The following is a 14,905-nucleotide window of genomic DNA, read 5'->3' as shown; positions in this document are numbered from 1 at the left end:
GTGCGGCAGACGTCTCCGTCTGCCGCACCAACGGAAGGCTCGCCACCGATGGAATGGTCGCCCTGGGTTTGGATGTCCTGAACCAGCACAACATTTCAGGCATCTCTCCGGCGTAGCAGCCAGGTGGCGGCCAACAGGAGGAGTGCCGCGTAGGCGATCAGGACCGCGGCGGAAGCAACCGGCGACAGGAGCGAGCCGTACACCGAGGAGGCGTTGCCGTCGCCAGTGATCTGGCGGGGAAGCGCTCCGATCATGATGGAGCCGACGCGCTCGCTCCACGGCTCCGGGATGTTGCCGACGATGATCGGTACGACGTAGACCAGCCCGACGATGACCGTGATCGCGCCTGCGGCGGACCGCAGGATGACGCCGAGCCCCAGGCCGAGCAGGGCGAATGCGGGCACGGTGAGGCTCGTGGCGGTCAGGAGCGGAAGCTTGTCCAGGAGCGAGGTGGCGTAGGCGCCTGAGAAACGGTCGCCGAGCACCCATCGGGAGGCGAGGTAGGTTCCGAACACCGCGGCTGGGCCGACGACGGCGCCCAGCGTGCCCACGACCGCGGCCTTGGCGGCGAGCAGGGGCCAGCGGCGGGGGACGACGGTCAGGCTCATCCTGATCAAGCCGGTGACGTATTCCGGCGTTATGGCGAAGGCGCCGAGGATGCCCATGCACAACTGGGGCACGATCACCACGACCTCTTCCAAATCGGCGATCCGGGCGCTGGGCCGTTTGTCTGGGGGAGCGCTGTCGTACATGCCGGCGGCCATCACCGCGAGTGCAAGGCCCAGGAAGATGGCGCCGAGGCTGAGGCCGATGATCAAGTATGTTGAGCGGACCGAGCGTACCTTCAGCCATTCCGCAGTGAGGACGCTCATGCAGGTGTCCTTCCAGCGGTCGGAAAGGCCATGCTTCCCGCCGCAGGTAGGCCGGTTGCGGCCCTGTCGACTGCATTGGCGTGGGGTGCCTCGTGGGCCTTGCGGTGGGGAAGGGTGCGGGAGTTGTCGTTGACGGGCGTGATCAAGCGTCTCTCCGAGCGAGCAGGTAGGAGCCGATGGCGAGAGCGACGATCGGGTAGGCGACCAGGACGGCGAGTGCCGCCCAGGGAGGCAGGAATCCGTCGCCGAGGCGGGTGGACAGGCGTTCGTCCGCTATCTGGGGCACGAGGTTGGGCAGGAGCAGCGTCGCCACGCGGGTGTTCCACGGCGGTGGGAGGTAGTTGACGACGCCAGGCAGGACGAACAGCAGCGCCACGACCGACACGATCGCCCCCGCCGTCGAGCGGATGGCGGCGCCGAGGCCGAGGCCCACCAGGGCCAGAGCGGTCACCGACAAGCCCGACGCGAGCAGTTTGGGCAGGTCGTCGGCGAAAGGCGTGTCGTTGAAGCCCAGGTGGCGGCCGTTCGCGATCAGGCGGCTCGCTGAGTAGGTGACCAGAAGGATGGCGTTCGCGGCCGCGAATGTGGCCAGGCCGACGATGCCGGCCTTGGCGAGGAGTAACACGCCCCGCTTCGGGACGGTGATGAGGCTGGTGCGGATCATGCCGGTGGCGTATTCGTTCGTGATCGCGAGCACTCCCAGGACCGCGAGGCTGATCTGGACGAGCGGGAGGAAACCCTCTTCCGGCGCCGCCGCCCGCAGTGAACCGCGCTCGTCGGCGAGGCCGCTCACATAGAACGTCCACGCCACGCCGAGGGCCACCGTGAGGGCTGCTGTGCCCATCGCGTGGTAGGTGGAGGTCACGGAGCGCAGCTTCAGCCATTCGGAGGAAAGGATCGCCTTCATCGGCTTACTCCGTATTGCACGCTGTCGGCGGTGAGAGCCATGTAGGCGTCTTCCAGGGACGGGTAGCGGGCGGTCAGCTCCGCGACGGTGGCCTCGGCGATCAGCCTGCCTCGGCCGATGACGACGATGTGCTCGGCGGTGAGTGCCATCTCGCTCATCAAGTGGCTGGAGAGGAGGATCGTGCGGCCCTCGGCGGCGAGGGAACGCATGAGGTCGCGGATCCACCGCACGCCGTCGGGGTCCAGGCCGTTGACGGGCTCGTCGAACATGAGCACGCCAGGGTCGCCGAGTAATGCGGCGGCGATGCCGAGCCGTTGCTTCATCCCCAGGGAAAAGCCGCCTACGCGCTTGCGTGCCACGCCTGAGAGGCCGACCTGCTCGAGCACTTCGGCCACGCGTGTGGCGCTGATGTCGTTGGTGCGGGCCAGGCAGAGCAGGTGGTTGTAGGCGCTGCGGCCACCGTGGACGGCGCCGGCGTCCAGCAGCGCGCCGACCTCGTGCATCGGTCTGCTGAGCGATGTGTAGCGGCGGCCGTTGACCAGTGCCTGGCCGGAGGTCGGGGCGTCGAGCCCGAGGATCAGGCGCATCGTGGTGGACTTGCCTGCGCCGTTGGGGCCGAGGAAGCCGGTGACGTGGCCGGGCTCGACCGTGAAGGACAGGTCGTCCACGGCGGGCGTGTCGCGGTAGCGCTTGGTGAGGTGATGGAGTTCGATCACGGCGTCAAGCGTGCGGTGCGGCGGGCCGCGGGCGCGTCGGACCAGGGTTCGAACTTCAAGGTCAGACCGTGGGTTGACGAGCGAAGGCCATGCCAGCGGCTACGGTTCAACGCGTGGACGAGACCCACCCCTTTTTCGCCAGGCGCCTGAGCCGCGGCCAGCTGATCCTGCTCGATCTGGCGGCGGGACTGGTGACCGCCTTCGTGTTCTTCACCTCGACGGCCAACGCGACGGCGCTGCCGCCCTGGATGAGGATTGCCCTTCCCTTCGCACTAGGGTTACCGCTGGCTGCGCGGCGGCTGTGGCCGCTGTCGGTCTTCTTCCTCACGCTGGTGCTCGCGATCTTCGCCGGGGTGATCGGCGCCGTCGGGTTCCCGTATTTCGCACCTGCGTATGCGCTCTATGTGGTCGCTCTGACCAACCGTGCCGGCACCTTGCTTCCTGTATCCGCCATAGGGACATTGAGCCTGCTCACCATCGTGGGACTCGCCGTGGCGGGCACGCCGCGGCAGCACGCACCGGAGTGGATGCTGCACCTCGACCAGCCGCTCATGGGAATCGCGGCGCTGGGCAGCGCTTGGACAATCGGGCGGGCTGTGCACGAACGGAGGCTGTTCGCCGCGCGCGACGCCGAGCGGCTGGCGGCGCAGGCCGTGACGGAGGAGCGGTTACGCATGGCCCGGGAGCTTCACGACGTCGTCACCCACAGCGTCGGGTTGATCGCGGTCAAGGCCGGCGTGGCCAACCATGTGATGGCGACCAGGCCGGAGGAGGCGCACGACGCTCTGCGGGTGATCGAGACCGCCAGCAGGAGCGCGTTGGTCGAAATGCGGCATCTGCTGGGTGTGCTCAGGTCTGCTGAGGTGCCCGAGCTGGGGCCCGCGCCGGGAGTTGAAGGGCTGGAGGGCTTGGTGCAGCGGACTCGGTCTGCGGGGGTGGAAGTGCAGTTCGAGCTACGGATGGAAGACGATGGCAGCGGACCAGCCGGGGATGGAAGAGGAGTGGGCGGGCGCGACGGTGGCAGGGCGCCGGGGTCTGCGGTTCCTGGGAGGGCGCGGTTGCCTGAGGGGGTGGAGCTGGCGGTTTATCGGATTGTGCAGGAGGCGCTCACCAATGTGGTCAAGCATGCCTCGCCTGCTCGTTGCCGGGTGTCCGTTGTCGCCGACGGGAGGGATGTGCGGATCGAGGTGATCGATGACGGGCCTGGGCGGCGTACGTTGCCGGCGGCGGAAGGGGATGGGCATGGGCTGATCGGGATGCGGGAGCGGGTCATGGTGTACGGCGGGACGTTCGAGGCCGGGAGGCTTCCTGGGCGTGGGTTCCGGGTCTTTGCCCGGCTGCCATACCGGGAGGCCGCGTGATCCGGGTGGTCATCGCCGACGATCAGGCGTTGCTCCGGGGGAGTTTCAGGGTGCTCGTGGATTCCGAGCCCGGTCTGGTTGTCGTGGGCGAGGCCGCTACCGGGGTGGAGGCCGTGTCCGTGGCGATGGAGCAGCGTCCCGACGTGGTGCTCATGGACGTGCGCATGCCGGAGATGGATGGGATCGAGGCCACTCGGCGGATCAAGGACGTCTCCCGCGTTCTTGTGGTGACCATGTTCGACCTGGATGCGTATGTCTACGATGCGTTGCGGGCCGGGGCAAGTGGGTTCTTGCTGAAGGACACGCCGCCAGCCGATCTGCTGGTGGCCATTCGGGTGGTCGCGGGCGGGGAGGCGTTGCTGGCGCCCACGGTGACGCGCAGGCTGATCGAGCAGTTCGCGCGGACTCCTGGCGTGCCGCGGGTCAAGGGACTGGATGGGGTGACCGAGCGGGAGCGGGAGGTGTTGACGCTGATCGCGCGGGGGTTGTCGAATCACGAGATCGCCGATCATCTTCAGGTTGGCATGGCCACGGTGAAGACGCATATCACCCGGTTGCTGGCCAAGCTGGAGGCGCGGGATCGGGCGCAACTCGTCATTGCCGCTTATGAGAGCGGCCTTGTTTCTGCTGCGGGGTAAGGCGGTGGGAGCGGGGTCCCGGTGCCACCGCCGTTGATCACTTGAGGGCTTGCAGGGGTCGCGGTGACGTACGGATCGTGTATCGGAAGTACGGCGGGGCGTTGCACTGCAATCACCGGGTTGGCTTCTTGGTGAGGACGACCATGGGGTCTGGGCGGTTGTGTCCAGTGAGACGTCGCCTGACCTCGGGTGAGCGAGTGGAACTCTTAACCCACTAGGGGTGGTTTTCCTCTCCCGGACAAGACGGTCCGAAGCGGTGCATGTGGGGATGTTCTGATTGGTGGTATGCGCGAGGTGGGGGAGAAAATCGAACCCGGCGGCCTGCGCGTGCCGCTGGCGCTCGGCGGTCCCCGGATCCGTGCCGGTTCTCTTCGGGCTGTCCCTGTACGCCGCCGGCTACCTGGTCTGGCGCAGGGCCTCCGTGAGGGCGGTCAGGCGTTCTCGGGAGGCGAGCCCAGCGTGGTACAGGTGGAACTCCGTCGCACCTGCCTTGGCGTACGTCCTGAGGTGGTCGGCCAGGACGGCGGCGTCGGCGGGGCGGGGTGGGAGGGCGAGGACATAGGCGCCTACTCGCTGGCCCGCACGGGACAGCTCCGTCAGGCGGGTGAGGCGGGTGGCGTCCGTGGACGGGTCGCCCCAGCAGTTGGCCACCAGCGCGTCCGCTCCCGGCTCGCCCGCGGGGAGCGGGGCGAAGGCGCCGGCCGCCCATGGGTCCGGGTTGGCGTGCAGGGTGATGGGGACGTTCGGGGCGGTCCTTCTGGATACGGCGATCAGACGTTCCCTGAGGGAGGTGGACAGGCCGACGCGGATGGCGCGGACCTCGTCCGCCACCGGGCCGAGGGCCTCCTCGACGGTGGTGGGTTGGGGGGCCGACGTGCCGCCCGTGCGGTCTATCGCCGCGCGCACCTGGGTTCGGGTGAGTTCGGGATAGCGGGGGGCGCATGCCTCGCAGAAGCACAGGGACAGCAGGTCCGCGTCCACGGAGGTCCAGTCCGCTCCGGAGGTCTTCTCGTGGACGCTCTGGTGGCCGAACCCCAGCGGTCCACAGGCTTCCAGGATCAGGCCATCCGGCTCGCCGACCGTCAGGATCTCCTGGACGAGGCGTTCGCAGTACTCGATGACGTCCTCGTGGGCCGGGCACAGCGCGTACGGGTACGGGTCGCCGAAGGCGTTGCGTACGGCCAGGTCGGGATGGGCGGCGCCCAGGTGGGAGTTGTGGGTGAGGACGGTCCAGGCGTGGACGGGGAGGCCGACGGCCTTCAGCGCGTCCCTGGCCTGGAGGTAGGCATCGGCGGGGGTCCACGTGGGGGCGGCCGGGACGAGGCGGCTCCAGGCGGACGGGCGTACCGGGAGGTAGAAGGCCGGATAGGGCACGTCCAGGACGCGATGGGACGGATGGTACGGCGTGGCGGCCCGGGTGGAGTGGTAGACGGCGGCCAGGGCGACCGCGTCCACGCCCAGCGCGGCCAGGCGCTCGGGGGCGGAAGGGTCGCCGACGACGTCCCAGGGGTAGACGTAGGCGATGTTCATCGGAGCGGTCTCCTGGTGGACGGGCCGGGTGCGGCGTTCATCGGACGGGGCTCAGTGAGCCGAAACAGGGTCACCACCGCGGCCTCGCCGCCGTGAAGCCAGGCTCGAACCGCTGCATGTACGTCGTGTCGTCACGCGCCACGATCCCGCACTTCTGATACTGCTCGTGCATGCGGGCCAGCGCGTCCCGGTCGAGCTCCACGCCCAGGCCGGGGCCGCTGGGGACGGGGACGGCCCCGTCGGTGAAGCGGAGGCTGCCCGGCGCGACCACGTCCTGCCCGTCCTGCCACGGGGTGTGGGTGTCGCAGGCGAAGGTGAGGTTCGGGGTGGCGGCGGCCAGGTGGGTCATGGCGGCCAGGCTGATGCCGAGGTGGGAGTTGGAGTGCATGGACAGCGACAGCCCGAAGGTGTCGCAGAGGGTGGCGATATGCGCGGAACGTACGAGTCCGCCCCAGTAGTGGTGGTCCAGGAGGAGGACCCCGATCGCGCGGGATGTGATGGCGGGTGGCAGGTGTTCGGGGGTGACCACGCACATGTTCGTGGCGAGGGGCATGGGCACGGCGGCGGCGACCTCGGACATGCCGGGAATGCCGGGCGTCGGGTCCTCCAGGTACTGGAGGGTGCCTTCGAGCTCAAGGCCGACCCGGATCGAGGTCTCGACCGACCAGGCGGCGTTGGGGTCCAGCCGGAGCGGCACGCCGGGGAACGCCTCGTGCAGGGCCTTGGTCGCGGCGATCTCCTGGTCGGGCGGGAAGACGCCACCCTTGAGCTTGATCGACTTGAAGCCATACTCCTTGATCAGGAGCGCGGCCTGCTCGACAACGCCCGCCTCGTCCAGTGCCGCGCCGAATCTGTCCGGCTCCTCGCCCGGGTGGCCGGCCCACTTGTAGAAGAGGTACGCGCTGTACGGCACCGCTTCCCTGACCCGGCCGCCGAGCAGGTCGACGATCGGCACGCCGGCCGCCTTGCCGCGAATGTCCAGGCAGGCCACCTCGAAGGCGGCGAAGACCCGGTCGACGCTCTTCTCCTTGGTGGCGACGCCGGTCAGGCCGTGCAGATCGGTCACCACGTCACCGACGCGCGCGTTGATCCGGGCGTACATCGTGTTCACGGCGTGCACGTCGATTCCGATCAGGGCCTGCGCGCACTCACGCACCCTGCCGAGGTGCTCGAGATCGCCGTACGTCTCACCGAGGCCGGTCAGGCCCTCGTCCGTGACGACCTCGACAATGGTACGGAGGGCCCACGGCTCGTGGACCCCGGCGGCGTTCAGAAGGGGCGGATCCCGGAAGGCAACGGGTGTGACGCGGATCTCCCTGATGATCATACAACCGCCGTCCATATATGTGAACAATAGCCAGATTTGTGGACAAGTTGCCAAAACTGTAAGAATCAGGCTGAAGAAGTGTCAAGACTCCGAAGGGCCATTCGATGATCTACGGACACGACCCCAGGACCGGCGAGACCGTGGGCGCCGCCCTGCAAGAGACCGACAGCGCCGGGGTCGACATGGTCGTTTCTGCCGCGGCCGCGGCCGGCCAGGCCTGGCGGTCGACGCCGGCGGCCGAGCGCGCGCTCGCGCTCGAGGCGGTCGCCGACGCCCTGGCCGCGCACGTGGACGAGCTGTGGCAGCTCGCCGACGAGGAGACCGCGCTCGGCGAGGTACGCCTGCGCGGCGAGGTCGCCCGCACCGCCGGGCAGTTCAGGCTCTTCGCCCAGGTCCTCAGGGACGGCGCGTACGTCGAGGCCATCATCGACCACGCCGACCCGTCGCTCACGCCGCCCCGGCCCGACGTGCGGCGGATGAAGCATCCGCTGTCCGGCGTCGTCGCCGTGTTCTCGGCCAGCAACTTCCCGTTCGCGTTCTCCGTGGCCGGCGGCGACACCGCCTCCGCGCTGGCCGCGGGCTGCCCGGTGGTCGTCAAGGCGCATCCCGGTCATCCGAACACCTCCGAGCGGGTCGCGAAGATCGTGCGGGACGCGCTCCCGTACCCGGACCTGCTGGGTCTCGTGCAGGGCATGCAGGCGGGGATCGACCTGGTGCAGCACCCGTCGGTGGTCGCGGCCGGGTTCACCGGGTCCGTGGCCGGTGGGAAGGCGATCCAGAAGCTGATCGACGAGCGGGAGGTGCCGATCCCGTTCTTCGGCGAGCTGGGCAGCGTCAACCCCGTGGTCGTGCTGCCGTCGGCGCCGGTGGAGGGGGTGGCCGCCGGTTTCGCGGGGTCGCTGACGCTGGGAGCCGGGCAGTTCTGCACGAATCCCGGGCTCATGTTCGTGCCCGAGGGCGACGAGCTGCGCAAGGCCCTGGTGGAGGCCGTCGAGGGGACCAGCGGCGGGCCCATGCTGGCCGAGCGGATCAGGGACGGGTATCTGGGCGGGATCGAACGGCTCGGCGAGCTGCAGCTGCTGGCCGAGGGCAAGCCGGGCGAGGGCGCCTGGGCGGTCACGCCGAAGGTGTTCACCACCGATCTGGACACCTTCGCCGGGAAGCTGCCGCACATCGGCGAGGAGTGCTTCGGGCCTGCGTCGATCGTAGTGACATATCGGGAAATTTCCGATCTGCGGCCCGTGCTCGAGCGGCTGGACGGCTCGCTGACCGCCACCGTCCACGGCACCGACGCCGACGAGGCCGGTGAGCTCGTGGAGGTTCTCAGGAGGAGGGCCGGACGGCTCATCTGGAACGGGTGGCCGACCGGTGTGGCCGTGTGCTGGGCGATGCAGCACGGAGGCCCCTGGCCTGCCGCCACGACGACGCACACCTCCGTCGGGGCCACGGCCATCGACCGGTGGCTGGCGCCGACCGCATACCAGGACTGGCCGGGGGCGCTGCTGCCGGACGAGCTGAAGGATGACAACCCGCTCTCCATTCCGCGACGGGTGGATGGGCGTCTGCAGGTGTGAAGCGCGTAGGCCTGGAGGCGGCGTCGATGCCGCCTCCAGGCGCATCGCCAGGCTCCGGCGATCTCCAGCCGGGTGGCGATGAGCCGCTTCTGCGCCGCGACCTGCTCAGGCTCCGGCGATCTCCAGCCGGGTGGCGATGAGCCGCTTGAGCGCCGCGACCTGCTCAGGCCCCGGCGATCTCGAGCCCAGTGGCGATGAGCCGTTCCAGCACCGCCACATGCTCTGGCGACGGATCCATCAGCGGCGCCCGCACACCCCCGACGTCCAGCCCGCGCAGCCGCACCCCTGCCTTCACCAGCGAGACCGCATAACCGGGCACGGTGTCCCGCAGCTCCACCAGTGGCAGGTAGAACCCGGTGAGCAACCGCTGCACCAGCACCTCGTCCCCGCCGGTCACGGCCTTGTAGAAGGCGAGGGCGATCTCGGGCGCGAACGCGAACACCGCGCTCGAATACAGGCTCACCCCGATCCCCCGGTACGCGGGCACGGTGAACTCGGCGGTCGGCAGGCCGTTGAAGAAGGTGAACTCCTGGTCGGTGGACTGCCGCACGGTCAGGATGATGCGCTGCAGCAGGTCGAAGTCGCCGAGCCCGTCCTTGAAGCCCACGACGTTGGGCAGCTGCGCCAGCGACGCCACGGCCTCGGGCGTGAAGCGTGCGGTTCCCCGCTGATAGACGATGATCGGCAGCTCGACGGTCTCGGCCACCTCCCGCACGTACCGGACCAGGCCGGAGGCGGGGCCGGTGACCAGGTAGGGAGGCATCAGCAGCAGCCCGTCGGCGCCTTGGGCGGCAGCGGCGCGGGCGATCGCCTTGGCGCCGGGCAATGTGCCGCCGGCCCCGGCGAAGACGGGGGCGCGCCCCTCGGTGGCGGCGACGGCCGTGGCCACCACCCGGCTGTATTCGCCGAGATCGAGGGCGTTGAACTCACCAGTGCCGCATGCGGTGAACACTCCTCCCGCCCCGGCCGCGACCCCGTCGGCGACGTGCCGGGCGAGCACCGGTTCGGCCAGCTCCCCATCGACCCCGAACGGGGTCACCGGAAAGAAGAGAACACCATCTAGCCGCATCAGCAGTCCTTTCTAGCGGATGCCCTCCCTGCGCAGAGTGGCAGCCAGCTTGCGGGTGTGTTTGATCACCGCTTCGGTGATCCGCTCGACGTCGGCGGGCGGGAGACCGGCAGGCATGGAGCAGCTGATCGCGTCCGTGGCCGGGATGCGGTAGTCGACCGCCACGGCCACGCAGGCCACGCCGGGCGTGCCCTGCTCGCGCTCGTACGACCAGCCCCTGGTGCGGACCTGGTCCAGCTCGCCGGTGAGCTTGGCCAGGTCGATGATCGTGTGCTCGGTGAGCGACACCAGCGGCTCGGGCAGCAGCGCCACGACCTCGTCGTCGGTGAGCTGGGCGAGCAGCACCTGGCCGAGCGCCGTGACGTGGGCGGGCAGCCGCCGGCCCACTCTGGGGATCACGTGCGCGGCGTCGCGAGACTCCCTGGTCGCCAGGTAGAGCACGTGCGCGCCGTCCCTGCGGGCGAAGTGCACCGTACGCCCGATCTCGTCCCGCAGGTCCTCCAGCATCTCCTGCGCGAACGGCAGCGCGGGATCCTTGTCCAGGTATGCGGTGCCGGTCAGCAGCGCGTGCGGCCCGATCCCGAACGCGGACCTGCCGGAGTCGGTCTCGACCCAGTTGAGCTCGACCAGCGTGCGCATGAGGGCGTGCAGGCTGCTGCGCGGGAACCCGGTGCGCTGCTGGAGCTCCGACAGCGTCAACGTGTCGTGCGACTCGGCCAGGACTTCCAGGATGCGTACCGTCCGCTCGGCGGACTTGACCAGCTGGGGCTCCATGCTCATCCCATCTCGTGCCCTGAGGCTTCAAAGATCCAGGATATGGGATAGCGTCCAGATACATGGACGCTTAACCCTTGACAGCGCCGCTTGTCAGCCCACGCATGAACTGCCGCTGGAACGCCAGGAACGCGATGATCGACGGCAGCAGCGCCAGCAGCGACGCAGCGAGCAGCACGCCGATCCCGACCTCCTCGTCGGAGCGGAGCGAGCGCAGCGCGATGGGCAGCGTCCACATGTCCGACTGGGGCGCGACGATCAACGGGAGCAGATACTGGTCCCAGATCATCGTGAACCCGAAGACGCCGATCACACCGAGCGCGGGACGGCACAACGGCACGATGATCGTAGCGAAGATCCGAAGCTCGCCGGCGCCGTCGATGCGCGCGGCCTCCTCCAGCTCGACCGGCACCTCCTTCATGAACTCGGTCATGACCAGGATCGAGAACCCCCAGGCGCCGACCGGGAGGATCATCCCGGCGTACGTGCCGATGAGGTTGGTGTGGAACACCGGCATGTCGGCCAGGACGAGGGACAGCGGGATCGCGATGATCTCCTCGGGGAGCATCATCGTGGCGAGCATGAGCAGCATCACGAACGTCATGCCGCGGAACTTCTTGCGGGCCAGCGAGTACGCCGCGAAGACGCTCACCAGCATCTGCAGCAGCAGCCCGAAGCCCACGACGATGAACGAGTTGAGCAGGTAGAGGTAGACGTTCTTGTCCTTGGCCTGGACGAAGTTCTCCAGCGTGAACTCCTCCGGCCACAGCGTGAACGACGTCGGGTCGAGGGTCTTGCTGAACGCGCTGATCAGCAACCCCACCAGAGGTCCGGTGAAAACGATCACCATGAGGCCATAAAGGATGACCTTTCCGGTGATGGCCACAGGCCCTCTGCGCGACTCCAACCCCAGAGCGCTGTCGAACCTCATGCCGCCTGCCTCCTGCGCAACAACTGCACGACCACGGTGAGCGCCAGCGTGGCCAGGAACAACACGATTCCGCCCGCCGAGGCGACCCCCAGCTCGTTCGACTGGAACCCGAGCTTGTAGATCAAGGTCATCAGCACTTCGGACGACCCGTTGGGGCCGCCGTTCGTGAGCACGTAGACCTCGACGAACACCCGCAGCCCGCGGATCGCGGCCAGCGTGAACAGGATCCAGAACACCGGCCGCAGCGCCGGCAGCGTGATGTGCCGCAGCCGCCGCCACGTGGAGGCGCCGTCCACGGCCGCCGCCTCGTAGAGTGTGCGGTCCACGCCGACCAGCCCGGCCAGGAAGATCATCATGTCGTAGGGGGTGCCGCGCCAGATGCTCATCAGCATGATCGACCAGAGCGAGGAGTTCTCGCTGGCCAGCCACGGCTGCGGATCGACGCCCACCCAGCCGATGATCGTGTTGAGCATGCCGCTGTCGGCCGGGTGGAACATGATCCGCCACACCTCGGCCACGGCCGCCATCGTGGTCACGACGGGCAGGAACGCCGCCGTCCTGACGAACCACAGATACCGGGCCGGACCCTCGATGAGCAGCGCGAACCCGAGCCCGAGCACGAGCGAGCCGATCGTGGTGCCGAGCGCCAGCACGATGCTGTGCCAGATGGCGGCACCGAACGCGTCGTCGGTGAGGATCGTCTTGTAGTTGTCCAGGCCCACCCACGTGTCAGTGATGTAGTGGACCTCGTGGAAGCTCTTCCACAGGCCTAGGGCCATCGGGATGAACTTGAAGTACAGGAACAGCAGCAACGCCGGCGCCAGGAACAGCCACGCGATCAGCGACCCCCGCCACCGCACCGATTTGGTGCGGCGGTGCGGGGGCGCCGTCCGGGCCCCGGCCCGGGTGAGGGTCGACGTCATGACGCTTTCTGGCTCTGCAGTTCCTGGGTGAGCTTGGTGTTGAGCCCGTCCATCGCCGTCTTCACGTCAGCCGCGCAGTCGGCCCAGACCGTGTTGACGGCGTCGGCGGAGGTCTGGCGGATGGGCGCCCAGTTCGGCACCGGCGGGGCGTACACGGCGAACTCGTACGATTCCTGGAACACCTTCCAGCGCGGGTCCTGGCGCTCGGCGGCCATGTCCACAGTGGTGTTGACCGGTAGGCGGACGATGGCGCCGTTGGCGTCCTTGTTCATGCCGATCTTCTGGCCTTCGGGGGAGATCGCGTACTCGGCGAACTTCTTCTGGGCGTCCTCCATGGACGAGCCGACCATCATGTAGACGTTCTCGCCCTCACCGAGGGTGCCGGGGCCGCCGGACGGGCCCTTGGGCACGGGCAGGACCTCGATCTTGTCGGTGCCGACGCTCTTGACGAAACGGGCGAGCACGTACGGGCCGACCAGATAGATGCCGCCCTGGCCCTTCTCGAACACCTCGTGCGTGACGGTCGTGTCGTTGCTGACCGCGCCGGGGTTGACGGTCTTGGACTTGCAGAACTGGTCCTGCAGGTATTGGACGGCCTCCACGAACTTGGGGTCGTTGGCGGTGGCCGTGTACTTGCCGGGACCGGCGGCCTTGAGGAAGTCCGCGCCGTTGCCGTAGATGAGCGAGGAGGCGTACCAGGAGGCGTAGCCGCGCTTGGTACCGGCGGGGATGACGAAGCCGCTGGTGTCCTTCTGGCCGTTGCCGTCGGGGTCGTTCTCGGTGAACGCGGTGCCCAGCTTGGCGAGGTCCTCCCACGTCTGGGGTGGCTCCATCTTCAGCTTTTCGCGCCAGTCCTTGCGGACGATCAGCGCGAACGCCTGAGCCGAGAACGGGGCGGCGTACACCTTGCCGTCGCTGCCGGTGGCAGCGCTCCACGCCCGGTCCGACAGCTTGTCGCCGCCGGCCAGCGAGGCCTTGTCGACCTCTCTTAACCAGCCCTGCGACTGCATGTTGCCGAGCTGGGCGGTGTCGTTGATGACGATGTCAGGAAGTTGCTTCTGGGCGGCCTGCTGGTTGAGCTTGGTCTCGAAATCGTCGAAGAGGGCCACGACTTTCGTCTTGACACCGCTGGCCTGGGTGAATGCGTCGGCGAGCTTTTTCGCCGTCTTGGCGGAGTCGGAATCGGGCGCCTGCCTGATCCAGATCTCCAACGTGTCGTCAGTAGCTGATGATCCCCCGGAACCGCAGCCTGTCAGCGTTACGGCCAGGGACGCGATGATCGCGGTCCCGAGCAAGCGACGTGACATCAGACCGCCTCCCGTTCACATACGTGGACATGAGTCCGGTTTTTGAACTCGTGGGTGTGAACGTAACTACACGTATGCATCACGGTCAATATTCAAGGATGTGAATTTCAGTCAGAATCGTGTACACCATGGATGCATGCGCATTCTCATGACCGGTGCCGCGGGGAAAGTCGGCACGCTGCTCCGCCCGCGGCTCGCCCGCGAGGGCCGCATCCTGCGGCTCTCCGACCTCCGGGCGGTGGAGACCGGCCCGGGGGAGGAATGGGTGACGGCCGACCTCGCCGACCCGGCCGCCATGGCGGAGGCGATGAAGGGCGTGGACGCGGTGCTCCACCTGGGCGGCCAGAGCCGGGAGCGTCCCTGGGCCGACATCGTGCACGCCAACATCGACGGCATGCAGGTGCTGCTGGAGGCGGCGCGTCAGGAGGGCGTCCAGCACCTCGTGCTCATGGGCAGTCACCACGCCGCCGGCTTCCACACCCGGCCGGCGGGCGGCGAGGACCTGCCGGACTACGCCTTCCCGCGGCCCGACACCTACTACGGGGTCAGCAAGGTCGTCATGGAGGCGCTGGCCGGCCTCTACCATGACCGGTTCGGCATGGACATCACCGTTGTCCGGCTCGGCACCTGCAACGAGGGGCCGCTCGACACCCGCGGGCTGGCGACCTGGATCTCGCCCGACGACCTGGCCCGTCTCGTGGAGGCCGCGCTGGTGGCGCCCGGGTATCACGTCGTCTGGGGGGTTTCGGACAACACGCGGCGGTGGTGGTCGCTGGAGGAGGCCACCTCCCTCGGGTACGTCTCCCGGGACGACTCCGAGTCGTTCGCGCCGGCGCTGATCGCCGAGCACGGCGAGCCGGATCCGACGCAGCCGATCCACGACCGGGCGGGCGGCGTCTTCACGCTCAACGAGCTGGGCGGCTCCTGGTAACCGCGGAGTGCGGTAGCAACCGGTTGCAGGAACCTTGACGACCGG

The 14,905-nt window shown here is 68.5% G+C and carries 13 protein-coding genes and 1 pseudogene; 4 read left to right on the top strand and 10 right to left on the bottom strand.

The window, feature by feature from the left end:
- Positions 1–95: 95 nt before the first annotated feature.
- The 3 genes and pseudogenes from ACTWQA_RS02020 to ACTWQA_RS02010 all read right to left on the bottom strand — a co-directional run.
- The gene (locus ACTWQA_RS02020; protein WP_443157572.1) at positions 96–872 is read right to left on the bottom strand and encodes an ABC transporter permease; all 777 of its coding nucleotides are present in this window, start codon (positions 870–872) and stop codon (positions 96–98) included.
- 142 nt (positions 873–1,014) lie between these two features.
- Positions 1,015–1,779 (bottom strand): ABC transporter permease, encoded by a 765-nt coding sequence (locus ACTWQA_RS02015; protein ID WP_443157571.1) that lies wholly within the window; start codon positions 1,777–1,779, stop codon positions 1,015–1,017.
- A pseudogene (locus ACTWQA_RS02010) lies at positions 1,779–2,495 on the bottom strand (ABC transporter ATP-binding protein); the annotation flags it as partial. The pseudogene ACTWQA_RS02010 and the gene ACTWQA_RS02015, both read right to left, overlap by 1 nt.
- 113 nt (positions 2,496–2,608) lie before the next feature.
- Here ACTWQA_RS02010 and ACTWQA_RS02005 point away from each other — a divergent pair.
- Positions 2,609–3,856 carry a sensor histidine kinase gene (locus tag ACTWQA_RS02005; RefSeq protein WP_443157570.1) on the top strand — a complete coding sequence of 416 codons (1,248 nt, stop codon included), beginning with the start codon at positions 2,609–2,611 and terminating at the stop codon, positions 3,854–3,856.
- A complete protein-coding gene (locus ACTWQA_RS02000) occupies positions 3,853–4,494 on the top strand; it encodes a response regulator (protein ID WP_443157569.1) in 642 nt (213 codons plus the stop codon). Before ACTWQA_RS02005 ends, ACTWQA_RS02000 begins: the two co-directional genes overlap by 4 nt.
- A 396-nt stretch (positions 4,495–4,890) precedes the next feature.
- On the opposite strand, the gene ACTWQA_RS01995 is transcribed toward ACTWQA_RS02000, so the two are convergent.
- Both ACTWQA_RS01995 and ACTWQA_RS01990 read right to left on the bottom strand, forming a co-directional pair.
- Complete coding sequence (locus ACTWQA_RS01995) at positions 4,891–6,024, bottom strand: hypothetical protein (protein ID WP_443157568.1); 1,134 nt, start codon at positions 6,022–6,024, stop codon at positions 4,891–4,893.
- Positions 6,025–6,094: 70 nt separating this feature from the next.
- Complete coding sequence (locus tag ACTWQA_RS01990; protein WP_443157567.1) at positions 6,095–7,351, bottom strand: glucarate dehydratase family protein; 1,257 nt, start codon at positions 7,349–7,351, stop codon at positions 6,095–6,097.
- A 104-nt stretch (positions 7,352–7,455) separates the two neighbouring features.
- Here ACTWQA_RS01990 and ACTWQA_RS01985 point away from each other — a divergent pair, with 104 nt between their 5' ends.
- Entirely contained in the window at positions 7,456–8,925 is a 1,470-nt protein-coding gene (locus tag ACTWQA_RS01985) for an aldehyde dehydrogenase (NADP(+)) (RefSeq protein WP_443157566.1), read from the top strand.
- Between the two features lie 163 nt (positions 8,926–9,088).
- On the opposite strand, the gene ACTWQA_RS01980 is transcribed toward ACTWQA_RS01985, so the two are convergent.
- From ACTWQA_RS01980 to ACTWQA_RS01960, 5 genes are all read right to left on the bottom strand, one after another.
- Complete coding sequence (locus tag ACTWQA_RS01980; RefSeq protein WP_443157565.1) at positions 9,089–9,994, bottom strand: 5-dehydro-4-deoxyglucarate dehydratase; 906 nt, start codon at positions 9,992–9,994, stop codon at positions 9,089–9,091.
- Positions 9,995–10,006: 12 nt separating this feature from the next.
- Entirely contained in the window at positions 10,007–10,774 is a 768-nt protein-coding gene (locus tag ACTWQA_RS01975; RefSeq protein ID WP_443157564.1) for an IclR family transcriptional regulator, read from the bottom strand.
- 64 nt (positions 10,775–10,838) lie between these two features.
- Positions 10,839–11,699 (bottom strand): carbohydrate ABC transporter permease, encoded by an 861-nt coding sequence (locus tag ACTWQA_RS01970; protein WP_305923440.1) that lies wholly within the window; start codon positions 11,697–11,699, stop codon positions 10,839–10,841.
- A complete protein-coding gene (locus ACTWQA_RS01965) occupies positions 11,696–12,622 on the bottom strand; it encodes a carbohydrate ABC transporter permease (protein ID WP_443157563.1) in 927 nt (308 codons plus the stop codon). Before ACTWQA_RS01965 ends, ACTWQA_RS01970 begins: the two co-directional genes overlap by 4 nt.
- Positions 12,619–13,929 (bottom strand): sugar ABC transporter substrate-binding protein, encoded by a 1,311-nt coding sequence (locus tag ACTWQA_RS01960; protein WP_443157562.1) that lies wholly within the window; start codon positions 13,927–13,929, stop codon positions 12,619–12,621. The genes ACTWQA_RS01965 and ACTWQA_RS01960 overlap by 4 nt, the downstream gene beginning before the upstream one ends.
- Before the next feature lie 136 nt (positions 13,930–14,065).
- On the opposite strand from ACTWQA_RS01960, the gene ACTWQA_RS01955 reads away from it, so the two are divergent.
- Positions 14,066–14,860 carry an NAD-dependent epimerase/dehydratase family protein gene (locus tag ACTWQA_RS01955; RefSeq protein WP_443157561.1) on the top strand — a complete coding sequence of 265 codons (795 nt, stop codon included), beginning with the start codon at positions 14,066–14,068 and terminating at the stop codon, positions 14,858–14,860.
- Positions 14,861–14,905: the final 45 nt, after the last annotated feature.

This window comes from Nonomuraea sp. 10N515B (genome assembly GCF_052245915.1).
Taxonomy (GTDB): domain Bacteria; phylum Actinomycetota; class Actinomycetes; order Streptosporangiales; family Streptosporangiaceae; genus Nonomuraea.
This window is presented reverse-complemented; position numbering and strand designations above follow the sequence as displayed.